This window comes from Meishania litoralis (assembly GCF_042611095.1).
Classification (GTDB): domain Bacteria; phylum Bacteroidota; class Bacteroidia; order Flavobacteriales; family Flavobacteriaceae; genus Meishania; species Meishania litoralis.
The window spans coordinates 1,674,875-1,696,511 of sequence record NZ_JBHFPV010000001.1 but is presented as its reverse complement, the minus strand read 5'-3'; the positions used below and the strand labels follow the sequence as shown (position 1 = coordinate 1,696,511).

Below are 21,637 nucleotides of genomic sequence, written 5' to 3'. Positions count from 1 at the left end.
ACCCTTTTATCGTGTGAATATCAAACCTAATTGGCCTTGGTATAAGAAATTTCAAGTTTCAACTTCTTGTCTTGATCTATCGGGGCAACTTCGCTACCCCATAAAACTGTACTCAATGGGGTCAAAGTCGATGCAACGGGAATCTCCTTTTCATTATCTTCAGGATCGGCCAACATAGCGGTTGCCGTACCTATTAGATTAATGTTGGGCGTAAGTGCCAGCCCAAGGGTAGCATTTTCGGCATCGCGCAAGATTATGTCATTGATATATTTAGTGATTCTTACCTTATATTTAATACCTTTTCCCGATTCCTTTTCTAGCAGACCGTCATATTGCAGATAGGAGGATAACGGTGTTTCACCCGCAGGATCGGTCGTCGTATCGAACAAAAACTCGTTGGTGTCGGCATTGTATAGATATAGCCGCAACGGTTCGATCGCACCTTCGGGCAAACTAGACCGGTCCACATAAAACACCAAATTGGCCTCGTTGATAACCCAATTGTTGCTTTTGATCTGATCGATCACTTCTTGGGCCTGTACATCGTTTTCACCAAAAAGTTTGATTTCGGCGTAGGATCCAGGGCCTCCCTTAAGGTATATTTGGGAAGCATTTTCATGGGTATCCATTTTATCGGATATTTCGGAAGGAATGTCATCGTTCACGAAGGTATTCACGGCATTGCCCATATAGGCCCCGTTCTGAACACGCAATAATGAAAGTGTAAATCTGCCTTCCTTTGGATTACTAGGTGCCTCGCCTTCCGAATTTACGCTATCATAGGTATAATCGATCATGATAGTGGCCTGTGTCAAATCAAACAAAACCATGATATCACTTGAAGCTTCAAGTGACAAATGAACACCCCTGAAATAATCGCTAAAATTCGCTTGACTCAACAATTCACTGCTCCCTTCTTTATCAATGATATTTTCCTCAAAATATTCTGGATCGAGCGGAATATAGATGCCCGGTGCAAAACGGTCTTTTACCTCGCCTTTTTCATCGACCTCGGTATCAGGATCATCATCTTTATAGGTAACTATTTCCTCATTGCTTACTATTACTTCCCCATCTCCTTCATTGAGCACGTCAGAGGCAAAACTTGGGGAAAAAGACTGGTTCGAAAAATATTCCTGGGCTTCCTCAAAATTGGTAGTGGGATCCAAGTCTCTCAAAAAGTATGTCGATCGCTCTACTTTGACCTTAAATGGATTTATTTTCATCGCTTCCTCATCGGAAAGATCTACACCATAGATACTATCAAGGTCGAACCTTTTGGGAAATCTATTTTTAATCGTATCCAAGTCTTCAGCATCATTTTCACCATCCCCATCCGTATCAACGTTAAACGGATCCGTTCCTGCAGTTTTTTCTTGAATATCGGTAACCGTGTCACCATCCCAGTCACTGTTGGGATCATTAACATCCTCCGGTTTTTTCTCCAAAACATCATCAACCCCGTCATTATCACTGTCGCGCTGGCTCACATCACTTGTCAAATAGGGTATGTGCAAATAAACACTGGTCACCGTTTCATTTTCTTGCACGGTGGTGACACTTTCATCGCTTTCGGCAACATCTTCTACCGCCTGCGAGTAGGTACCAAAGGTGGGGTTTGGTGTCGCCAATAATAACTGCGAAGTAATGCGGGCTTCGGTCTTGCCATAGATAGGGTCGTTGAAAACCCCCAATTGGTACATGGGCAATCTATTGGTTCGAACGGCTTCTATTTTTTTGTTATAGGCGAATACATCGAACGATTGCTGGCCCGTGGCAAAAGGTTCGCCGCCAATGACACTGGCACCGATCGTTGTAGGGTCTTTTTCGCATGAAATACATACCAAAATCGTTAAAATCCCTGCAACGGCAGAAAATTTGAATCTACTCGAAAAGTTCATTCAGATTATTTTAAAACTTGAGTGTTATAAAAATTAGCATAGGCTTCTTCGAATTCTTGCAAAGAAACATACGGTAACACAGGTTTTTCAAGGTTGGAAATGTGTTGTTGCAAATCATCGGGAATTTCTTCCGCGGCTAAAATAACCGCATCGGAATAATCTACGGCCACTTTTAACAAATTATTATAGTTGGGCCGGGCCAAGGCGGCCACACTTTCTTTGGCTATGCCATCAAAGGCTATCTTTTCGATCATACCACTATCAAGTTCACCGTCGAAGGCTTTTCCATACACCGAGGTTACAATCTTACTATCGGCGAACAACGGTTCATCGGAATAGTACTTTTTCAGATATAACGGCAATAATGACGCCATCCATCCGTGTACATGGATGATATCCGGGGTCCAATTGAGCTTCTTGACCGTTTCGACCACTCCTTTTGCAAAGAATATAGCACGTTGGTCGTTATCGTCAAAAAGATTTCCGTCGACATCGGCAAAGGTGGCCTTTCTTTTGAAATACTCGTCATTGTCAATAAAATATACCTGAATTCGCTCTCGTGGTATCGAAGCCACCTTTATGATCAAAGGCATGTCCATGTCGTTAATGACCAAATTCATACCCGACAAACGTATTACCTCATGGAGCTGATGCCTACGCTCGTTGATATTTCCGTATCTAGGCATGAAAATCCTAATCTGGCCACCATTGCTGTTGACCATTCTAGGGGTCTCATATGACATAAGGGAAACTTCGTTTTCGGGTAGATAGGGTACTAATTCTGAAGATACGAACAATATCTTTTTACCATTCATCTGTTGCTGTTTATTTATTTCTTAGAGGTCAGATGTAATTTGCCATGAGACCTTCAGATTGGACATCCGATAGCACAATGGCCCATTTAATAAAACTCTATTTTAATGACCGAGCAAACGGAGATGCAAAATTACAAAAATTATGCAGATTAGCCGTAATTATAGTAAGTTTGCTGGCTTTACCAGAAATAAATGCAGGTATTAAAGACCCAAAAAGAGCTAAAGGGGGCCATCACTAACTTACGTGGGGATAAAGGTTTGGGCCTTGTGCCCACCATGGGCGCGTTGCACCAAGGGCATCTGTCTCTAGTGGAAAGAGCTTTGAGACAAAACGATGCGGTCGTCGTCACCATTTTTGTGAACCCGACACAATTCAATAACGCTGAGGACCTGGAAAAATATCCAAAAACCTTGGAAGCTGATATCTCTCTACTTAAAAAAGCCTCTGAAGACATCATTGTTTTCGCACCATCTACAGAGGAAATCTATACAACCGATATCAGGTCGAAAAAATATGATTTGAACGGACTTGAAAAAGTCATGGAGGGTGCCTTTCGTGAAGGCCATTTTGACGGTGTGGGCACCATCGTTGAAACCCTATTGCGAATGGTCGAACCAGACAGGGCCTATTTCGGGGAAAAAGACTTTCAACAATTACAGATTATCAAAAAGTTGGCAAAGACCAAGAAAATCCCCGTTGAGATAATCGGCTGTCCCATTGTCAGGGAACCCAACGGATTGGCAATGAGTTCACGAAACGAACGACTGTCGAAAAGTCTTAGAAAAGAGGCAGCGTTCATCTATAAGACCCTCAAGGCCGCCAAAAAGCGTTTTGGCACGGAAAGTGCTAAAAGTGTTACTGATTGGGTAAAAAAGCAATTCATGGGCCATAGGCATTTAAAGTTGGAATACATTCAAATTGCCAATGCCGAAACCTTGACCCCCGTCAAAAGAAAAAGTAATCAAACAAAATACAGGGCTTTTGTAGCCGTTTACGCCGGCGACGTGCGGTTAATAGACAACATCGCCCTAAATTAATTAACTTTGCCCCATGCAAATCGAAGTTGTAAAATCAAAGATCCATCGCGTAAAGGTAACCGGTGCCGATCTTAACTATATAGGCAGTATTACCATTGATGAGGATTTAATGGATGCCGCCAATATCATTCAAGGTGAAAAGGTCCAGATCGTCAACAATAACAATGGCGAGCGCTTGGAGACCTATGCCATTCCCGGACCTAGGGGCAGTGGAGAGCTCACCCTGAACGGAGCTGCGGCAAGAAAAGTTGCGGTAGGCGATGTGCTGATACTGATCTGCTACGCAAGAATGGATATCGAGGAAGCCAAAAAATTCAATCCCGCTTTGGTATTCCCTAATGAAGAGAACAATCTTTTGGATTAATTTTGGGCAACAAAATAAAAAAAAGCCTTAAAACCATACTGCCCATAGTCTTTGGGGTATTTCTGGTTTGGTATTCCTACTACAAGACATCTCCTGCTGACAGGCAGCAGATTATTCATTATATCAGGGAAGCCGACCTGTTTTGGGTCGGCATTTCTGTTTTGTTGGGTATTTTATCACATATTTCAAGGGCCATTCGTTGGAACTACCTTTTGGAGCCTCTCGGCCATAGGCCAAAGCTTATTAATAATATCTTTATCATACTTATGGCCTATTTTGCGAACCTGGGTATTCCGAGAACAGGGGAAATTTTGAGGGCCACCGCATTGAGAACCTACGAAAATGTTCCTTTCGAAAAAGGCTTTGGCACCATCGTCACTGAAAGAGTGGTCGATGTCATCGTTTTGCTGGCCGTCGTTGCGATTACTTTGCTGCTTCAGACCGATATCATTCTTGAATTCTTCGAAAACCGCGGATTTGACTACAAGGGACTGCTCTTGCTTGGCGGTATGGGAATTTTGGGAATGGGTATTTTCTTCCTTTTTATTAAGAAGTCCAAAAATACGTTCGCAAAAAAAATCAAAGGCTTCGTAAAGGGACTGCTCGAAGGTGTTTTCAGCATCTTTAAAATGAAACATAAATGGGCCTTCATCTTCCATACATTCTTTATCTGGGCCTGTTATATCAGTATGATGTGGGTTATCAAATTCACGGTTCCCGAAACCATCGGCCTTTCGCTCAATGAGTTGATGGTCGCCTTTGTAGCCGGATCCTTTGCCATGGCGACGACCAATGGCGGAATCGGTCTTTACCCCATCGCAGTGAGCAAGGCCTTGGCCATTTTTGGCATCAGTGCCGTGTCGGGCGATGCCTTCGGGTGGATCATGTGGATTTCGCAAACCTTGATGATCGTTGTTTTCGGTGCAATATCCTTTCTGTTATTACCGTTATTGAACAGAAACAGATAATCTTATCGCCAAATCATACACCATGCAACGTCTTATTGCGCTCCTAGCATTGTTTTTTTGCTTCGGGCTGAACGCCCAGGTCACCACAGAAATCTTTGAATCTTTTAAACTACAAGAACGCCGGGATGTAAGTTATTACTTTCCGGAAGATTATGATAAGGAAAAGAAATATCCGCTAATCGTAGTGCTCGATGGTGATTACCTTTTCGATCAAGTAGTCGCGACCTCAAAATTCTACAGCCGGTTTCATGGCATGCCACAAAGCATTGTAGTAGGCGTACATCAAAGCAAGAACAGCATTCGGTTGAACGACTGCGCATGGAACGAAGAAAATGGACTGCCCTCGGAAAAAGGAAAACAGTTCTTTGAATTCTTGGGCATGGAGATTATTCCCTATTTAGATCTGAACTACAGTACTGCGCCCTTCAAGATGATCGTCGGCTATGATATCACGGCAAACTTTATAAACTATTGGCTTTTTAAGGATAACTCGCTTTTCAATGCCTATGTAAGCATTTCGCCCGATTTGGCCCCTGAGATGGAAGTTCGTGTACCCGAACGTTTGGGCACGTTCGATAAAAAAATCTTCTATCAGGTCATTCTAGAAGGCGAGCAAACCTCAAATACACCCAAAATAATGGCCATGGACAAAGCCATAAAGGCCATTGGTAAAGAATCATTGCACTATTATTTTGACGAATACCCTTCGGCCGACCATATCTCGATAGCCACGTATGGCATGGGAAAAGCTTTCGACAATATCTTCGGAATGTTCAAGCCCATCAGTCCGAAAGAATACAAGACTCAGATCCTGACTTCCGAAGAACCCGTTTTTGCCTATTTGGAAAACAAATACAAAAGCATTGATGACTTGTTCGGTTTTCAGAAAAGCGTCGATCTAAATGATGTTATGGCCATCTACGCCGGTATTCGCAAAAAAGAGGATACCGAATCGCTGAAACTCTTATCAGATCTTTGTAAGAGGGAGTTTCCCGGTACGATGATGGGTTTTTATTTCGAAGGCGAATACTACGAGCAGATCGGCGAACCAAAAAAAGCTTTGAAAACTTTCGAAAAATCCTTCGGAATGGACGAGATCGACTTTCTGACCAAAGAAATGGCCTTGGAAAAAATCGATGCCTTGAAGGCGGATTTTGGGTTCTAATAAACCTTTCGACTTTCAAACTTCTTAGTACCTTTAAGGCCGACCTAAACAACTAGGAATGGCCAAGACCAAAACAGCTTTTTTCTGTCAAAACTGCGGTACCCAATACGCCAAATGGGTCGGGCAATGTTCGGCCTGTAAGGAATGGAACACGGTAGTCGAAGAAGTCGTTCAAAAGGAAGATAAATCCGGCTGGAAGACCGTTTCCAATACTTCAAAAAAAATTGCCAAGCCCCTTCGCATTCAAGAAATCAGTACCGAAAAAGAACTGCGCCTGAACGTACACGACCTTGAGTTCAATCGGGTTTTGGGCGGTGGCCTCGTTCCCGGGTCGTTAGTGCTTATTGGGGGCGAGCCAGGTATTGGCAAAAGCACCCTGCTATTACAGATCGCCTTAAAACTTCCGTACAAAACCCTTTATGTCTCGGGCGAGGAAAGCCAAAAACAAATCAAGATGCGGGCCGACCGGATCCATCCGAACAGTGAGAGTTGTTTTATCCTTACGGAAACCAAGACCCAAAACATTTTTCAACAAATCGAGGCAATCGAACCCGATATCGTGGTCATCGATTCCATACAGACCTTGCATTCCGATTATATCGAATCGGCCGCCGGAAGTATTTCACAAATACGGGAGTGCACCTCAGAGCTGATAAAATTTGCCAAAGAAACCAACACACCCGTTATCCTTATCGGCCATATCACCAAAGATGGTTCCATTGCCGGACCAAAGATCTTGGAGCACATGGTGGACACGGTATTGCAATTCGAAGGGGATCGAAATTACGTGTACCGTATTCTTCGTGCCCTGAAAAACCGATTTGGTTCGACCGCCGAACTGGGTATTTACGAAATGCAGGGCAACGGACTTCGTGAGGTCAACAATCCTTCCGAGATATTGATTTCCAAGAACGATGACAGGCTCAGCGGAACGGCCATCGCATCGACCGTCGAGGGTATGCGGCCCTTATTGATCGAAATACAGGCCTTGGTCAGCACGGCGGTTTACGGAACCCCGCAGCGTTCGGCGACGGGCTACAATGCCAAACGCCTTAATATGCTCTTGGCGGTTCTCGAAAAACGTGCAGGGTTCAAACTCGGGGCGAAAGATGTTTTTTTGAACATTACCGGTGGTATTTCGGTAGATGACCCGGCCATCGATTTGGCCGTAATCGCCGCTATACTTTCAAGCAACGCCGATATTCCCATTGAAAAAGGAGTCTGTTTTGCCGCGGAAGTGGGACTGGCGGGAGAAATTAGGCCTGTACAACGGGTGGAACAACGTATTCTGGAAGCCGAGAAACTGGGTTTTGATTCAATCTATGTCTCCAAACGCAACAAAATCGGACTCAAAAACACGAAAATAGAGGTACATCTGGTCTCCAAAATCGAAGACGTGGTCAGCGGATTGTTCGGTTAACGCTTATCCCTCATAATCCGAGCAATGACCATAATGACGATGATCACGGCTATGATAAGGGCCAATTGCCAAAAACCAACTTTTAAAAAAGGCATAGTTCGATATTAAGGTGCAGGATTCGGAATTTCATTATGAATGGCCTCGATACCTTGCAATACTTCATCACTGAGTTTTACATCGATACTGGCAATATTCTCTTTCAACTGCCGCATACTGGTCGCGCCGATGATATTACTGGTCACAAAAGGTCGGCTGTTCACAAACGCCAAAGCCATTTGTGCCATTGATATATCGTTGTCCTGTGCCAATTTATGGTATTTTTCGGTCGCCCTTATGGCCGTTTTGCTACTGTATCGATCGTACTGCGGAAACAGGGTTATACGTGAAGTTGCAGGTTGCATTCCTCCTAAATATTTTCCGGTAAGCGTTCCAAAGCCCAATGGCGAGTAGGCCAATAAACCTATCTTTTCGCGATGCGAAACCTCGGCATTACCAACTTCGAATAGTCGGTTCAATAGACTATAAGGATTCTGTATCGTTATCATTCTCGGCAAACTCGCGTGTACCTTGCTTTCTTCCAAATAGCGCATCACGCCCCATGGCGTTTCGTTCGACAGACCGACATGGCGAATCTTGCCCTCTTGTACCAAATCACGAAGTGTTTCCAATATCTGGTGAATATTATCTTGCCAATGGTCAGAAATATCATGCTCGTAACCCCGTTTTCCGAAGAAATTGGTGTTACGATCGGGCCAATGTAATTGATAAAGATCGATATAATCGGTCTGCAAACGCTCTAAACTAGCATCTACTGCATCGACAATCGATTCCCTATTAATTCCTGTTGCCCGTATGAATTTGGCGAAGCTCGATTTGCCAACAATTTTCGAGGCCAAAACCACCTTGTCGCGGTTCCCTGTTTTTTTGAACCAATTACCAATGATCTTCTCGGTCAGCGAATGACGGTCCGGATGCGCAGGTATCGGATATAATTCCGCCGTATCGAAAAAATTGACACCTTGGTCCAAGGCATAGTCCATCTGTTCGTGCCCTTCTGCCTCGGTATTCTGTTTGCCCCAGGTCATGGTGCCCAAACAGATTTTACTTACTTCAATATCGGTACGGGGTAGATTGGTATATTCCATATTAAAAGAAAACCTTTTTCAGGCGTAAATTTACAAATATATCGAGAGTGCGTTTTGGCGATGAAAATTTAATTTTCCACCTCGACCAAAATCGGGCAATGATCACTATGTTTTGCCTCGGATAAGATAACCGAGCGCTTCAACCTATCTTCAAGTGATTCTGAAACCATACCGTAATCAAGACGCCACCCTTTGTTGTTGTTTCGCGCATTGGCCCGATAGCTCCACCAGGTATAATTGTCAGGTCTATCATTAAAATACCGGAAGCTGTCAATAAATCCGTTTTTTATGAAGTTGCCGATCCATTCCCGCTCGACGGGTAAAAATCCCGAAACATTTTTATTGCGTACCGGATCGTGAATGTCGATAGCCCTATGACAAATGTTATAATCGCCCAAAACGATCAGGTTCGGATGGGTCTTTCGAAGTTCATCCGCATATTTTTGAAAGTCGGCCATATAAGTGAGTTTATGTTCCAATCGGGCCAGATTGGTTCCCGAGGGCAAGTACATGCTCATAACGGAAAGATCCCCAAAATCGGCACGTAGGTTCCTTCCTTCGAAATCCATGTAATCGACCCCGGTTCCGACCTCGACATGGTCGGGTTTTGTTTTTGAAAGAATCGCGACACCGCTATACCCCTTCTTTTGGGCACTGAACCAGTAGTTATATGAATATCCCGCTTCTTCAAAAACAGCAAGATCCAATTGTACTTTCATGGCTTTGATCTCTTGAAGGCAGACCACATCAGGATCGACAGTTTTTAACCATTCGAGAAAACCTTTGTTCAAAGCGGCCCGAATACCATTGACATTATAGGAGATAATTTTCATCGGAAATCAATTTAGGCCGAAAATAGGGATTGTTTCATTACCCAAAAAAAGTTTGGAACGACATTTGATTTTCCCCTACCGAATGAAAACAGGTGAGAATGAAAAAGTTGCTATTTATATTGATATTGTCGGGTGGTTTTGTACAGGCCCAAAAATATAGGCCCTTTTACAACAACCATGAAATTCGGTTCAACATGGGGCGCTTTTTGGCGACCACGGCCATTGAAAGTTCCTATGAGTTCTATTTCACACCGGATACCAGTATAGGTGGAACAGTATTCTTCAATGGTGATGGCCTTGGTCGGAGCGGTAATTTCGGTATTGGGCCAAACCTTAGGGCCTATTTCGGCTATCGACCGAAGAGCGGGATTTTTGCCGAGGCCTTCGGACTATACTATACGGGTGACATTGATATCGAAGACAATTTAGGTCGAAGGAACTATGATTATGGTACAACCGCCGTTGGTCTCGGTCTGGGAAGAAAGTGGTCTACGTTCGGCGAAAAACTGACCGCGGAGATCAATGTGGGACTAGGCCGGAACATTAATCCCCACGAATTTCAAGATTCTTTCATGTATCGGGCCGGTCTATCATTAGGGTTTCGGTTTTAAGCAGTATTTTAGTGCCTTATTGCCCATTGAATGAACATAAGGCCCGTTTTTTTGATTTTTCTTTTATGTGCTATGGTTGTCCGAGCACAAGACCCCGTTGACAATGATAGTATCACTCAGCTGGACGAAGTCATTCTCTTAGATGCCCTAAAGAAAAAAAATGCCGTGGGCATCGTTCCTTCCGAAGTCATTTCGGCAAAGATATTTCAGAACTACAGTCCGGTTTCGATGGTCAATGCCATGAACCAAATTCCCGGAGTGTACGTTTTTTCAGGGGCTTTGAACACCAACCGCATCACGATACGCGGTATCGGTGCCCGAACACTTTTCGGCACCGATAAATTACGAATGTATTATGCCGATATTCCGGTAACCGATGGCTCGGGCTTTTCGACCATTGAGGCCTTCGACCTCGAGAACCTAAGCCAAATCGAGGTTATTAAAGGCCCCAAGGGCACTACTTTTGGCACCAATTTGGGCGGGGCGATCGTTTTAAATCCAAAGGAAGCCCTGGGCAGGTCTACCAACTTTTCGAACAATTTTACGGTCGGGTCGTTCGGTCTTTTGAAAAACAGCCTCTCTTTTAACCATAACGACGGTAAGCTGAGGGTCGGACTACAATATGGGCATTTGAAAACCGATGGTTATCGCGAGAACAGTAATTTTGAACGCGACGGAATTCTATTGAACACTTCATACCGATACAATGCCAAAAACAGAATAAGCCTACTCGTAAACCACATCGGTTATACGGCTCAGATACCAAGTTCATTGGGAGCGACCGCGTTTGCCGAAGACCCACGGCAAGCAACGTTTACTTGGCGGGCTTCCCAAGGTTTCGAAACCAACGATTATACTTTGGTGGGCCTTAACCATTCGTACCGGCTCACTGAAAACTTTGAAAATTCGACCAGTGTTTTCTACAGTTATCTGGATAAGGACGAGGCGCGGCCCTTTGGCATCTTGGACGAAATTACCCAAGGCTTTGGCTTTCGAACCCGGTTTTCAGGAGATTTTCACTTCATTGGCAATAAGGCAAATTATACCTTCGGAGGTGAACTCTACAAAGATGAATATGATTGGGACGAGTTCGAAAACCTTTATGAAGAAAACAATGGCAATGGAAGTTTGAAAGGCGCTCAATTTGCGCGCAATAAAGAATTTAGAAGCCAATGGAACGCTTTTACAACGTTATTACTTCCTTTTACACAAAAGTTTTCGGCACTGTTCGGACTTAATATCAACAAGACCGATTACGATTATCGAGACCGCTTCAATACCGGTACGGCAAACAAAAGTGCCGACCGAAATTTCAAGGCCATTGCTTTGCCGAGCCTGAACCTCGACTATACCATTTCAGAAAACCATCGGGTATATGCGAACATCAGTCGTGGATTTTCGAATCCGACTTTGGAGGAAACCTTGACACCAGAAGGAGTTGTAAATCCTGATATCGCACAAGAAACAGGTATGAACTACGAATTGGGAACCACTCTTTTTTTGGATAATCGTCGGTTTCATTTGAACCTTGCGGTGTACCAAATGAACATTAAAAACCTATTGGTCGGCGAACGCGTTACCGAAGACCGCCTTGTAGGAAAGAATGCGGGAAAAACACGTCACCGTGGACTTGAAATAGCCATGTCGTATAATTGGAAAATTTCCTCGAAAGTACAGTTATCACCATTTGTAAACTTCACCCTAACCGACCACAGTTTTGTCGATTTCATCGATGACGGTGAAGATTTTTCTGGAAATCCGTTGACCGGTGTGCCCGAACAAAGGCGAACCGCGGGCATTCAATCGCGCTTCTTCGACAACTTCTATTGGAATATCTCGCATCAACATGTAAGTGAAATTCCCTTGACCAACGCCTCTGACCTATACAGCGACCCTTTTACCGTATTCAATTCAAGAATGGGGTATCTAAAAAATCTATCCGAACATTTTACCTTGGGAATCGACTTTGGCATCAACAATCTATTTGACAAGGTGTATGCGCAATCGGTATTGATCAATACCCAGGGTTTTGGCGGCAGCGAACCACGCTATTTCTATCCGGGAGATGCCCGTAATTATTATGGCAGTTTGCGTTTGGGTTATCGGCTGTAACTTGAACGTTTAATGATTCAAGACCATTCAATATTGCAACAATCTCACTACTTTTAAAGATAAAATACGGCCCAGCAATAATCATATTGGCCCAACTAAACCGTTTAATCGATGTTGAAAAAAATCCTATTCCTTTTTATGATGGCAGGTATGCTGGTCACTTCGAGCCATGCCCAGGATAGCTATCCCAAAAATCTATCAATCGATGTCCGAAATTACGTTTTCAATCTCCATTTAAACGATGAAGACAATGAAATTGAAGGCGAGGCCTTGATCACCGTCGATTTCAAGGATAAAGTCGAGCATTTTAGTCTCGATCTTATCGGTAAATCAGGAGAACATGGTATGGAAGTGATAGAGGTTCTTGAAGACAGCACCATCACCGAATACCGTTACGCTAACGATAAAATCATAATACGGCCCAAATTCAATGGCCCAAAAACCAAAACATTCAGTATTCGTTATCACGGCGTTCCAGAAAGGGGCTTGGTTATCGACACGACAAAATTTGGGCAACGTTCGTTTTTCGGGGACAATTGGCCCAATTTGGCCAGGCACTGGCTTCCCTGTGTCGATCATCCTTACGATAAAGCGGCGGTAGAGTTTAGGATTACGGCACCTGATCATTACGACGTCGTGGCCACTGGCGAGAAAATTGAGGAAAGTAACCTCAACAATGGTTTCAAGCTGACAACATACAGAGAACCGGCACCGGTAGCCATGAAGGTGGTCACTATCGGTGTGACAAAATTCGCCAGCAAATTATTGGGTATGGTCGGTGATATTCCCGTTACAGCTTGGGTATATCCTGAAAATCGACTTGATGGTTTTTCCGATTATGCCGTTTCGACCGACGTCATGGACTATTTTGTAGACCATATCGGGCCATATGCCTATGCCAAGCTTGCCAATATGCAGGCAAAGACACAATGGGGCGGATTGGAAAATGCCGGCACGATTTCTTACTTCGAAAACTCCGTTACAGGAAAGAACGAGGTCGAAGGTCTAATCGCCCATGAAATTGCACATCAATGGTTCGGAAACTCTGCTTCCGAGGCCAATTGGAACCATGTTTGGCTAAGTGAAGGCTTTGCGACCTACTTTTCCATTCTTTATTTGGAAAACACATATGGTGATGAAAAAAGGAAGGAAGAATTGGTATTGGATAGAAAACAAACCATCGAATATTATGCGAAGAACCCTGCCCCGGTTGTCGATAACTCGATAATAGACCCTTTGAAAGTCTTAAGTACTAATACGTACCAAAAAGGCGGCTGGGTACTCAACATGTTACGTCATCAATTGGGAGATGATATTTTCTGGAAAGGAATCAGAACATATTATGAGACCTACGAAAATTCAAATGCACTTACCAAAGATTTTCAGGCGGTAATGGAATCGGTATCAGGCAAGAATCTTGCCAATTTCTTTAGCCAATGGATATTTACCAAGGGGCATCCTGTACTAAAATGGAACTGGAACTATCGAAAAGGGAAATTAGTGATTACTATCGACCAGGTTCAAGGCCACCATATTTTTGACTTTCCATTGGAAATCGGAATCCAAAATGGAGAAGCAATGAAAATAGAGCTGGTCGAGGTAAACGGGGCATCAAAAACCTATGAAATCAAGGTCGATTCAAAACCGACCGATGTAATTCTAGATCCTAATGTTTGGTTACTTTTTGAAGAAAAATGAGAAAAATCACCTCCTTCAGTAACTAATTTAAAGGACTTCGCTAGTACCGAACCACAATTTCTATTCGAGGAATCTCTCGAATCACAATATAGGAGTTTGAAATTAGGGATCCCGCTCAAACAAAATCATGCAGGAATGCTTTATATTTAAAAGGGTTTTGTCATATCACCAGGAAAACATGAGGTCATGAAACAATTTACGCTTGTAATTTTATTCATTTTTTGTTGCTTCTATGGGCGTTCACAAGATTCGATGCTCTGTCAAGGAGCTTATTGGACGGAAGATGAAGCGGTCGTCGCCATGAAACAATTCGAAAAGGAATGGAATGACAGGGCTTCATGGGAAAAACGGGCCCAAAGAATAAAAAAAGGAATTATCGAGGGCATGCAACTTGAAAAGATGCCCGATATCAAAGGAAATTTTAATACGATCATCAACAATACCCGTAATATGGACGGCTATATTGTCGAGAATATCGCCATTGAGAGCTTTCCCGGTTTTTATATTACGGGCAACCTGTACAGACCAACCACGGAAAGTGAAAAATATGCCGCCATACTGAATGCCCACGGCCACGGACAAAATCCACGCTTTTCAAAATCGGCACAAACAAGAAGTGCAGTGCTGGCAAGAATGGGGGCCATCGTTTTTACGTATGATATGATAGGTTATGGGGAGAATGATCAGGTAGATCACAAAATGCCAATTGCCCTTTTGCTTCAAACTTTTAACAGCAAACGTGTTTTGGAGTATTTATTGTCAAGGCCCGATGTCGACCCGCAACGCATCGGCATGACAGGTGAGTCTGGGGGCGGTACGCAGACCTTTATGCTATCGGCCATAGACGACCGTATTCGAGTGTCGGCTCCCGTTGTGCAAGTCTCCGCCCATTTTTTCGGAGGATGTATTTGTGAAAGTGGAATGCCCATACACAAAAGTACCGACCATCAGACGAACAATGCCGAAATCGCCGCCCTATTTGCACCACGGCCTTTGCTACTGATATCCGATGGCGATGATTGGACAAGAAATGTACCCCGCATAGAATACCCCTATATTCAAAAAGTGTATGCCCTTTACAATGGTGAAAATAGGGTGGAAAATGTGCATTTGCCTTTGGAGAGGCACGATTATGGGTTTTCTAAAAGAGCAGCCGCCTATAATTTCTTGGGACATCACCTTCAATTGAATTTTCAAACGCCTTATGATGATGGGTATAACGAAGATTTTGTCACCCTTTTATCCGAAGAAGAATTAAAAGTGTTCCATTCCTCCAAACCTACCGATCGTTTGCTGGGGAATCAAGCCGTAATGGAGTATTTGGGTATTGGGCAGTAATTGGGTCCTTCGGTTTTAAGGATCTTTTAGACTAAATCTTTTTTAGCCATTCCTTCATATCGACAGCTTCGTGTATGATTCCGTTCAATTCGGAAATAGCCACCCGTTCCTGCTCCATGGAGTCCCTATGACGAATGGTAACCGTTTGATCTTCCAGGGTCTGGTGGTCAACGGTGATACAAAACGGCGTTCCGTTGGCATCTTGTCTTCTATAGCGGCGCCCGACGGCATCCTTTTCGTCATAGAGCACATTGAAGTCCCATTTCAGGTCATCGATAATTTCTTTTGCAACTTCAGGTAGCCCGTCCTTTTTGACCAACGGAAGTACCGCCGCTTTTGTGGGGGCCAAAACTGGCGGAAGCTTCAAAACCGTTCTGAAAGTACCATTTTCCAACTCTTCTTCCTGTAACGCATTTGAAAAGACGGCCAAGAACATCCGGTCAAGTCCGATAGAGGTTTCAACGACATAAGGAACATAGTTCTTATTGGTTTCATGGTCAAAATATTGGAGTTTCTTCCCTGAATATTTTTCGTGGTTGCCCAAATCGAAGTCGGTACGCGAGTGTATTCCCTCCAACTCTTTGAACCCAAAAGGAAATCGGAATTCAATGTCAGCGGCGGCATCGGCATAGTGCGCGAGCTTCTCGTGGTCGTGAAAACGGTAATTTTCTTCACCCATTCCCAACGACAAGTGCCATTTCATACGAGTTTCTTTCCATTTTTCGTACCATTCTTTTTGAGTGCCCGGTTGAATGAAGAACTGCATTTCCATCTGCTCGAATTCACGCATACGAAAGATGAATTGACGCGCAACGATCTCATTTCGAAAGGCCTTGCCGATCTGTGCAATGCCAAAAGGAATTTTCAAGCGCCCGGTCTTTTGCACGTTTAGAAAATTGACAAAAATACCTTGGGCCGTTTCAGGGCGTAAAAACAAATCGGTCGCGTTCTCGGCCGAGGCACCCAGTTTTGTGCCGAACATTAGATTAAATTGCTTGACGTCGGTCCAGTTACGGGATCCCGACATAGGACATGCAATTTGTAGTTCTTCTATCAGTTTTTTGACATCGGCGAGGTCTTCTTTTTCCAATGACCTTCCCAATCTTTTAAGAATAGTTCGGCCTTCTTCCCGATATTCCAACACGCGCTGGTTCGTTTCAAGAAACTGGTCTTTGTCAAAAGCTTCGCCAAAGCGTTTTGCGGCCTTGGCTACTTCTTTTTCTATTTTCGCCTCGATCTTGGCCACATGGTCTTCGACCAGAACATCGGCGCGATACCTTTTTTTAGAATCTTTGTTGTCTATCAAGGGGTCGTTAAAGGCATCGACATGACCTGAGGCTTTCCAAGTGGTCGGATGCATAAATATGGCGGCATCGATACCGACAATATTATCATTGAGCTGCACCATGGCCCGCCACCAATATTCGCGAATGTTCTTTTTAAGCTCTGCGCCGTTCTGTCCGTAGTCATATACGGCACTAAGGCCATCGTAAATCTCACTTGACTGAAATACATAACCGTACTCCTTGGCATGCGAAATTACCTTCTTGAAATCATCCTCTTGTTTTGCCATTCGGCAAAAATAGAATATTACTCCAAAAAATCTTTAATTTATTTTAGATCAAATCCGGTCGAGGAAAGCAATCGCTCGTTTTCAAAGATGTTCAAAGTGTAGTTGCCCGACTTCAAGGATCCTTCGGGTATGGTAATAAAATCACATACTTCGATGTCGTCACCCGTCGTAATAATTTCGACCCGCTTGCTATAGATATTGCCGCTAACCGATATGGTATTGGCATTGTCTTCTATTATACGCTTTTCGGGATCTAAGAATTGTAAATAGATTATGCGTTGTTCGTTCGCTATGGAAGGATCGGCGACAATGGTGACACAACCTCTCAATTTTTCGATACTCGACGCTTTGTTCGTAATAATCGGTTTACCGCTTCGAAGCCTCATGCCATTGGCCAATGGTGCGTTCAGTTCTAAATAAGTCTTTGTCTTCAACTCATTGTCCAGTTCTTTACGCAGCTCTCGCTGGGCCGCCTCATTCTCGGCGATACTTTCGTTTTTAAGTCGCAGTTCTTCGGCTCTCTTTCTCGCTTCTTCATACTTTTCGGTCAATACGATATTATTGTATTTCAAGAAATTGTTCTTGAGCTTTAAACTATCGTTTATGGCTTCAAGCCTTCTCAGTTCTCCTTTGAACTCCCTTAATTTCTCAATAGTGAAATTCAATTTTCCGACTGAATCCAATAATTGCTGAACTCTGTTCTTTGAGGTTTGAAGATCGATTTCACTTACTTCGTTGCGCACCTCGAGCCTATCAAGCTCTCCTCGCATTAGGGTAAGATCTTTGACCAATAATTCCTTTTCTTGCTCTAAAAAGCTGATTTGGGTAGTGCTTTGGGCATAGCTATAATAAAAGGCGATCAAAATACCGATTATTACAGCCACGAGAGCCGCAAGAATTATTTTGTAGTTGAATTTGTTATCTTGACCATCCATTGGAACAAGTGGGCTTTAGTAGGTTAATATTGCACAAGATTCGATGCTCTCTAAACTTTCAAATATACTAATTGATATAAACACCGTCCTACTGCCCCGTGTATGTTTTGGATGTAATGTGCATTTAAATAGAGGAGAGTACCTCATCTGTACCGTTTGTCGGAATGATTTGCCACTCACCGATTATAACTTTAACGAAGAAAATGCGGTAGACCGTACTTTTTATGGACGAATTAACATAAAAAAGGCAAGCTCTTTCCTGTTTTTTACTGAAAATTGCCTTGTCAAAACCCTCATACATCACTTAAAATATAAAAACCAAGAAGAAATAGGTAAGTTTTTAGGTGATTGGTATGGCCAAGTTTTAATGGAGGATTTGGGTCTCGAAAAAATAGAGTATGTGATTCCGGTCCCCCTACACCCAAAAAAACTTAGAAAAAGAGGGTATAATCAGGTCACCAAGTTCGGTCAGCGTTTGGCCCACCATTTAAATGCAGAATATCTGGAAAACATTCTAATCAAGACCGCCAATACAAAAACACAGACCAAAAAGGGCCGATTAGGGCGGTGGTCCGATGACACTGGATTATACAAACTCACCGACGCTTACTTGTTAAAAAACAAAAAGGTTTTATTGGTCGATGATGTAATTACTACGGGTGCAACGATTGAAATTTGCGGGGAAACCTTGAAACAGGTCGATGGTCTAACGCTCTATGTGGCCAGTATGGCTGTTGTTCCCTTAACCAAAAAGTAGGATTCTACACCCCCCAAGCTTCCACTTTAACCCTATTTTTAACGTTTTTGATTTTTATTGCCCGAACTGTTTTACAAATATATCGTTACTTTGTCCATAAGATAGATTCTCGATGTTGCGACGTATTTTTTCCTCACTTTTTATACTCTTCATCGTACTTGCCCTGTACCAATGTGGCCGTAGGGGCACGCCGACCGGAGGCCCCAAAGATGTTGACCCTCCACAATTGGAACGAACCGAGCCAGAGAATATGACCACAAATTTCAAGGCCCAAAGAATACGCCTATACTTCGATGAGTATATCAAACTTGTAGATATTCAAGATCAGCTTATCGTTTCGCCGCCGTTACAATACACTCCTGAAATATCACCACAGGGCGGCACGAGCAAATTCGTTGAAATCAAGATCAAGGATACCCTAAAGCCCAATACGACCTATACATTCAATTTCGGGCAAAGTATTGTGGACAATAACGAAGGTAATCCCGCAAGCTTTTTAACCTATGTTTTTTCAACCGGGGATTATATCGACTCTTTGACAGTTTCAGGAGTCGTAAAAGATGCCTTTAACAAAAAGGCAGACGAGTTCATAAGTGTGATGCTCTATGAAATAGACAGTTCTTATACCGATTCGACCTTATACCAAAAACCTCCGAATTATATTACCAACACGCTAGACAGCACTGTAATATTCACTTTGCGAAACCTTAAAGAAGGCCGTTATGCCATGTTCGCCGTTAAAGATGAGGCGAAGAACAATATTTTTGACCAAAATGCGGATAAGATCGCTTTCATTCCAGATACCATTTCACTTCCGACCGATTCGACCTATCTGTTGACCCTGTTTAAGGAAATACCAGATTACAAGATAAGTGTTCCCTCATTTGCCGCCAAAAACAAGATTGTTTTCGGGTATTACGGCGACGGTAAGCATATTGAGATCGAACCTTTGACCCGATTGCCCGATACGATTCGCAGCACCGTCAGAAAAGAGCGCGACCAAGACACGCTAAATTATTGGTTTACACCGTTTGAAACCGATTCGATAGTATTTACGGTAATCAATGAACGTGAGAAAATAATCGACACTTTTACCGTGAAGAGTCGCAAGGTAGGACTCGACTCACTTAGGTTAAAACCAACCCAACAAGGTTCATTGAATTTTTATGACCCGTTCAATATTGAAGCGACTACCCCAATTGCGGCCATTGATACGTCAAAATTTAGTTTAATGAACAAAGACTCCGTACCGGTCAATTTCAAAATCTTCCTTGACAGCGTCGAAAATCAAGTTATGGTGGATTTTCCCCGGGCGCCCAATGAAATATATAAAATGCAGATCTTGCCAGACGCGATTACCGATTTTTTTTCCAAAACCAACGATACATTGAGCTATAGCCTTTCAACAAAGAGCCTTGCCGATTACGGCAATCTTCAATTGACATTAAACGGCGCAATAACGTATCCTATCATCGTTCAATTGACCGATGAAAAGGGAACGACGATCAGAGAAAGTTTTGCCGCCGAACCGCAAGAATTTGCATTTGATGCCCTTGAACCGGGCAAATATCAAATTCGGGTAATCTTTGATACCAATGCCAACGAAAAATGGGATACCGGAAATTATCTCAAAAAGATTCAACCTGAGCGCGTAAGTTATTACCCTGATGTAATCGATATGCGGCCCAACTGGGAGTTTCCGGTAACTTTTACCCTAATAGAGTAAACTTGTCGCGGTCTTCCAAAAACTTAAGTTTGCCCCTATTGGAAACAATATGTTCTTTGCTCAGAACGACAGAAAGAGTTTCGTCGTCTTGTGAATGGACCATTAAATCGCCCAAGGTATCATATGTCGCTGAATTACCACTGTATTCATGATTTAACCCATCTGTTCCAATTCGGTTCACACCTATACAATATGCCATATTCTCTATAGCCCTTGCCTTTAGAAGGGCATCCCAAGCATTTACCCTTGGTTTGGGCCAATTGGCCACATAGATCAAAACATCATAATCTTCGGTGTTTCTTGACCATACCGGAAAACGCAGATCATAGCAGATCATAGGGCAAATCTTGAATCCTTTATAATCGACGATCAATTTTACCGCCCCTGAACCATAGACCTCATTTTCACCTGCCAGTGTGAAGGTATGGCGTTTATCGTAATAGTCGAAGGTGCCGTCGGGGTGCACAAAAAAAAGTCGGTTCGTATAGCGGTCGTTTTCATAAAATGGAAGGCTTCCTACCAGTGCTATTTCTTTCTTGGCACACTCGGCCTTCATCCAGTCCAATGTCTTTTGCCCTTCAGAAATATGAATATTTCTGGGATTCATTGTGAATCCGGTGGTGAACATTTCGGGTAGGATTACCAAGTCTACATCCTCAGATATTTCTTTTAACTTTTTAGAAAATCGATTCCTGTTCCTTTCAGGATCCTCCCATGCCAAAGAGGTCTGTACCAAAGCGATTTTCAAGTCTTTTGCCATCTAATTTTTACTTTCAAGTATGGAGATCAATTCTGGAACACCTTGAATCTTGGCATGATCTAGGGCGGTATTTCCCCTGGGATCTCTTGCAGTGGTGTCGGCTCCATTTTCAAGGAGCAACTTGACGATATCAGGTCGATTAAAGGTCACGGAATAAATAAGACAGGTCGATCCCATAGCATTTCGCTCGTTTACATTGGCCCCATTTTCTATTAGCTTTTTCGCGATATCGGTATATCCCTTGAAACACACTCCCATCAATGCCGTATTTCCGGAAGCATCTTTGATATCTACCTTGGCGCCCTGCTCTAGCAACAGATCGACAATATCTTGCTCATCGTAATACGTTGCCAATATCAACGGGGTCGACCCCCTCTGATCCTTACTGTCTAGCAACAATGGGTTCTTGAGCAGCATGGACCTTGCCTCCTTTAAGTTGCCCTGTCGTATCTCATTAAAGAATGTTTCGTTCATTGCC

At 43.2% G+C, this 21,637-nt stretch carries 19 protein-coding genes; 11 read left to right on the top strand and 8 right to left on the bottom strand.

What is annotated here, in order from left to right; genetic code table 11:
* Positions 1–26: 26 nt before the first annotated feature.
* Complete coding sequence (locus ACEZ3G_RS07555; protein ID WP_432424833.1) at positions 27–1,901, bottom strand: DUF4270 domain-containing protein; 1,875 nt, start codon at positions 1,899–1,901, stop codon at positions 27–29.
* Between the two features lie 5 nt (positions 1,902–1,906).
* Positions 1,907–2,716, bottom strand: coding sequence for a glycogen/starch synthase (locus tag ACEZ3G_RS07550; RefSeq protein WP_432424832.1), 810 nt, complete (start codon positions 2,714–2,716; stop codon positions 1,907–1,909).
* 192 nt (positions 2,717–2,908) lie between these two features.
* Here ACEZ3G_RS07550 and panC point away from each other — a divergent pair, with 192 nt between their 5' ends.
* From panC to radA, 5 genes are read left to right on the top strand one after another with little or no spacing between them, the layout of a single operon-like run.
* Positions 2,909–3,754 carry a pantoate--beta-alanine ligase gene (gene panC, locus ACEZ3G_RS07545; protein WP_432424831.1) on the top strand — a complete coding sequence of 282 codons (846 nt, stop codon included), beginning with the start codon at positions 2,909–2,911 and terminating at the stop codon, positions 3,752–3,754.
* Positions 3,755–3,767: 13 nt separating this feature from the next.
* Positions 3,768–4,118, top strand: coding sequence for an aspartate 1-decarboxylase (gene panD / locus ACEZ3G_RS07540; RefSeq protein WP_432424830.1), 351 nt, complete (start codon positions 3,768–3,770; stop codon positions 4,116–4,118).
* 2 nt (positions 4,119–4,120) lie between these two features.
* A complete protein-coding gene (locus tag ACEZ3G_RS07535) occupies positions 4,121–5,086 on the top strand; it encodes a lysylphosphatidylglycerol synthase transmembrane domain-containing protein (protein WP_432424829.1) in 966 nt (321 codons plus the stop codon).
* A gap of 22 nt (positions 5,087–5,108) precedes the next feature.
* Complete coding sequence (locus tag ACEZ3G_RS07530) at positions 5,109–6,251, top strand: alpha/beta hydrolase (protein ID WP_432424828.1); 1,143 nt, start codon at positions 5,109–5,111, stop codon at positions 6,249–6,251.
* Between the two features lie 58 nt (positions 6,252–6,309).
* Complete coding sequence (gene radA / locus ACEZ3G_RS07525; RefSeq protein WP_432424827.1) at positions 6,310–7,671, top strand: DNA repair protein RadA; 1,362 nt, start codon at positions 6,310–6,312, stop codon at positions 7,669–7,671.
* Between the two features lie 104 nt (positions 7,672–7,775).
* Here the strand turns inward: radA and ACEZ3G_RS07520 are convergent, their stop codons facing one another.
* Both ACEZ3G_RS07520 and ACEZ3G_RS07515 read right to left on the bottom strand, forming a co-directional pair.
* A complete protein-coding gene (locus ACEZ3G_RS07520) occupies positions 7,776–8,816 on the bottom strand; it encodes an NADP(H)-dependent aldo-keto reductase (protein WP_432424826.1) in 1,041 nt (346 codons plus the stop codon).
* Positions 8,817–8,884: 68 nt separating this feature from the next.
* Positions 8,885–9,649, bottom strand: a complete 765-nt coding sequence (locus ACEZ3G_RS07515; RefSeq protein ID WP_432424825.1) for an exodeoxyribonuclease III — start codon at positions 9,647–9,649, stop codon at positions 8,885–8,887.
* Positions 9,650–9,747: 98 nt separating this feature from the next.
* Here ACEZ3G_RS07515 and ACEZ3G_RS07510 point away from each other — a divergent pair, with 98 nt between their 5' ends.
* The 4 genes from ACEZ3G_RS07510 (at position 9,748) to ACEZ3G_RS07495 (ending at position 15,408) form a co-directional block, all read left to right on the top strand.
* Positions 9,748–10,260 (top strand): hypothetical protein, encoded by a 513-nt coding sequence (locus ACEZ3G_RS07510; RefSeq protein WP_432424824.1) that lies wholly within the window; start codon positions 9,748–9,750, stop codon positions 10,258–10,260.
* Positions 10,261–10,332: 72 nt separating this feature from the next.
* Positions 10,333–12,372 carry a TonB-dependent receptor family protein gene (locus ACEZ3G_RS07505; RefSeq protein ID WP_432424823.1) on the top strand — a complete coding sequence of 680 codons (2,040 nt, stop codon included), beginning with the start codon at positions 10,333–10,335 and terminating at the stop codon, positions 12,370–12,372.
* A 111-nt stretch (positions 12,373–12,483) separates the two neighbouring features.
* Positions 12,484–14,070 carry a M1 family metallopeptidase gene (locus ACEZ3G_RS07500; protein WP_432424822.1) on the top strand — a complete coding sequence of 529 codons (1,587 nt, stop codon included), beginning with the start codon at positions 12,484–12,486 and terminating at the stop codon, positions 14,068–14,070.
* A gap of 186 nt (positions 14,071–14,256) precedes the next feature.
* Positions 14,257–15,408 (top strand): alpha/beta hydrolase family protein, encoded by a 1,152-nt coding sequence (locus ACEZ3G_RS07495; protein WP_432424821.1) that lies wholly within the window; start codon positions 14,257–14,259, stop codon positions 15,406–15,408.
* A 31-nt stretch (positions 15,409–15,439) separates the two neighbouring features.
* Here ACEZ3G_RS07495 and ACEZ3G_RS07490 read toward each other — a convergent pair whose 3' ends face one another.
* Complete coding sequence (locus ACEZ3G_RS07490; RefSeq protein ID WP_432424820.1) at positions 15,440–16,981, bottom strand: glycine--tRNA ligase; 1,542 nt, start codon at positions 16,979–16,981, stop codon at positions 15,440–15,442.
* Between the two features lie 38 nt (positions 16,982–17,019).
* Entirely contained in the window at positions 17,020–17,916 is an 897-nt protein-coding gene (locus ACEZ3G_RS07485) for a hypothetical protein (protein WP_432424819.1), read from the bottom strand.
* Between the two features lie 118 nt (positions 17,917–18,034).
* On the opposite strand from ACEZ3G_RS07485, the gene ACEZ3G_RS07480 reads away from it, so the two are divergent.
* Complete coding sequence (locus tag ACEZ3G_RS07480) at positions 18,035–18,673, top strand: ComF family protein (protein ID WP_432424818.1); 639 nt, start codon at positions 18,035–18,037, stop codon at positions 18,671–18,673.
* Positions 18,674–18,785: 112 nt separating this feature from the next.
* Positions 18,786–20,399, top strand: a complete 1,614-nt coding sequence (locus ACEZ3G_RS07475) for an Ig-like domain-containing protein (protein ID WP_432424817.1) — start codon at positions 18,786–18,788, stop codon at positions 20,397–20,399.
* On the opposite strand, the gene ACEZ3G_RS07470 is transcribed toward ACEZ3G_RS07475, so the two are convergent.
* Together ACEZ3G_RS07470 and ACEZ3G_RS07465 are read right to left on the bottom strand one after the other, a co-directional pair.
* On the bottom strand, positions 20,383–21,159 hold the full coding sequence (locus ACEZ3G_RS07470) for an amidohydrolase (protein WP_432424816.1): 777 nt from the start codon (positions 21,157–21,159) through the stop codon (positions 20,383–20,385). The two genes, ACEZ3G_RS07475 and ACEZ3G_RS07470, sit on opposite strands and share 17 nt — an antisense overlap.
* Complete coding sequence (locus ACEZ3G_RS07465) at positions 21,160–21,633, bottom strand: ankyrin repeat domain-containing protein (protein ID WP_432424815.1); 474 nt, start codon at positions 21,631–21,633, stop codon at positions 21,160–21,162.
* Between the last annotated feature and the right edge of the window lie 4 nt (positions 21,634–21,637).